The following is a 2,160-nucleotide window of genomic DNA, read 5'->3' on the forward strand; positions in this document are numbered from 1 at the left end:
CGAAGGTCACGGCCTGGCGGGCCGTGGTCGAGTCGTCCTCGACGTCGCTGGCGACCAGCGAACCGGGCACGTACTCCACGACGATCTCGCGCACCTCGCCGCGCCCGGCGGGGCACGACTGCCAGTCCATCACGCTCCCGGCCTCGGGCCAGTCAGGGCGCGGCGCAGGCGGTGGGGACGGGTCGCGGCAGGGAGCACCCCGACAGTGTGCGGGGTGCTCCCGGGCGGTGATGCCCCGTCCGGGATGTGAGGCCCGGGAGGTGGGGACCGAGAGGTGGGGCCCGGGATCAGCGCCCGGTCGGCTCCTCGTCCCAGCCCCGGCGGGCGCGGCCACGTCGGGCGGCGCGCACCGTGCGGCGCTCGGCGGCCCGGGCGGCGGCCAGGCGTCGGTCGCGGATGCGGGTGACGGCGAGGTCGGGCAGCAGCGGCTCGAACATCTCAGGCCTCCTGCAGCACGATGTCGCCGCTGACGGTGCGGGCCCGCACCACCACGAAGGGGTCGCCCTGCGCCGGTTCGCCCCGGCCCTGCAGCCGCGACTCCAGGCGTCCGGTCACGGTGGAGACCTCGGTCCACACGGGGATCCCGGGCGCGACGCCGATCCGCACGTCGCCCGAGGCGCCGGTGAAGCCCAGGGCCCCCGTGCTGATGCGGTCGACGACGGCGTCGCCGCTGCCGGTGGCCATCGACACCTCGCCGGCGGCGTCGATCACCCGCAGGTCGCCGGAGCCGGTCTTCACCGACAACGTGCCGGTGTGGTGGTCCACCTGCACGTCGCCGGACCCGGTCGAGACGGCGCTGGTGGCCCCGGCGTGGCCGACGTGCACGTCGCCGGAGCCGCTGCGCACGCGCAGCTCGGCGCCGGCGCGGTGCACCTGGACCGCGCCGGAGCCGGTGTCGACCTGGCAGGCGCCGGTGACCTCGGCCAGGGTGAGGTCGCCCGACCCGGACTTCACGCGGGCGTCGGTCAGCGGCCCCTCGGTGTGCAGGTCGGTGGAGCCCAGGCGGGCGGCCAGACTGCTCGCCCGCGGCGCCTCGACCTCGACGTGCAGGGCGCGGTCGCCGCTGAAGAAGCCACGACGGCGCGGCTGGTGGATCCGCAGCGTGGTGCCCTCCAGGGACACCTCGGTGCCGGCGGCGTCGGCGCCCTCGAGGCGCACGGTGGTCTCGGTGGTGTCGGTGAGCACCAGGCTGACGTGGCCGCGCTCGACCTCGACGTCGAGCTGGAGCGGCTGTGGGGTGGCGAACCGGTGGTCGGTCATGGGGTGTCGCTTTCGTGGAGCCCCCGGGCGGGGGCGTGCGGGGTCGCGCCACTCACCCGCCGGCGGTCGCGGGCAACTGCGGGCGGTGGTGGGCGTCGGAGGTGCGGGGGCCGGGCGGGCCGAGGGGTCTCAGGCCCAGCCGGTCATGCGGCGTCGGGCGCCGGGCTCGAAGGGGAAGGAGTCGCGGGACAGGAACGGGATGCTGGACAGGTCGACGTCGACGCGGATGGCGCCGCTGCGGGTGGCGTCGCGCACCACGCCGACCAGCCAGGTGTTGAGGGACTGACCGGCTTCCGCCGCCGCCTCCTCCGCGCGCGCCTTCAGCGACTCGGGGATGCGCAGGCTGATGCGGGCCAGGGTGCCCTCGTCCTCGAGGTCCGGTCCGGCCGCGTCGGGGGCGGCGGGTGGGGCCGGCGGGAGCGGCGGCGTCGGCGGGGCGGGTGGGGTGAGGCCGGCGCCGAGCGGCGACTCGACCCGGAAGGCCAGGTCGCGGCCCTGGAGCTGCACGCTGACCTCGCCGGCGAGGTCGGTGGTGATCTCCGCGCAGGCGTGGCTGATGGCCTCCATCAGGGCCAACCGCGCGGTGGCGTCGAGGGCGTATCCGAGTCGTTCGGCCAGCGCCTCGGCCTCGGGACCGGCGCTCACCGCGGCCTGCTGGAGGTCGCGGCGCAGGTGCTCGACGTACGGGGTCAGGTCCATGACGTCATCATGACATCACTATGGCGTCATTGGCAATCAGGTTGGCGTCATTACGACGTCATGGTGCGGCAGTGTGATGTCACGCAGCGTCGGCGGCCGGGCCGCGATTCCGCTCTCGCGCCGGGACAGTTTGCTCGGCTGGCCGAGCAGACTGCCCGACACGCCGGACGCGGCACGGCGTGTCGGGCAGTTTCCTCGGCT

At 75.5% G+C, this 2,160-nt stretch carries 3 protein-coding genes; all 3 read right to left on the reverse strand.

Translation table 11 applies throughout. The features are described from left to right. Window positions 1-287: 287 nt before the first annotated feature. The 3 genes from ACERUJ_RS09895 to ACERUJ_RS09905 all read right to left on the reverse strand — a co-directional run bounded on the left by ACERUJ_RS09895 (window position 288) and on the right by ACERUJ_RS09905 (window position 1,959). Window positions 288-437, reverse strand: a complete 150-nt coding sequence (locus ACERUJ_RS09895; RefSeq protein ID WP_370248351.1) for a hypothetical protein — start codon at window positions 435-437, stop codon at window positions 288-290. A gap of 1 nt (window position 438) precedes the next feature. Further along, complete coding sequence (locus ACERUJ_RS09900) at window positions 439-1,260, reverse strand: DUF4097 domain-containing protein (RefSeq protein ID WP_370248352.1); 822 nt, start codon at window positions 1,258-1,260, stop codon at window positions 439-441. 129 nt (window positions 1,261-1,389) lie between these two features. Then, window positions 1,390-1,959, reverse strand: a complete 570-nt coding sequence (locus ACERUJ_RS09905; protein WP_370248353.1) for a toxin-antitoxin system HicB family antitoxin — start codon at window positions 1,957-1,959, stop codon at window positions 1,390-1,392. Between the last annotated feature and the right edge of the window lie 201 nt (window positions 1,960-2,160).

The organism is Nocardioides sp., assembly GCF_964228225.1.
In the GTDB taxonomy this organism is placed as follows: domain Bacteria; phylum Actinomycetota; class Actinomycetes; order Propionibacteriales; family Nocardioidaceae; genus Nocardioides.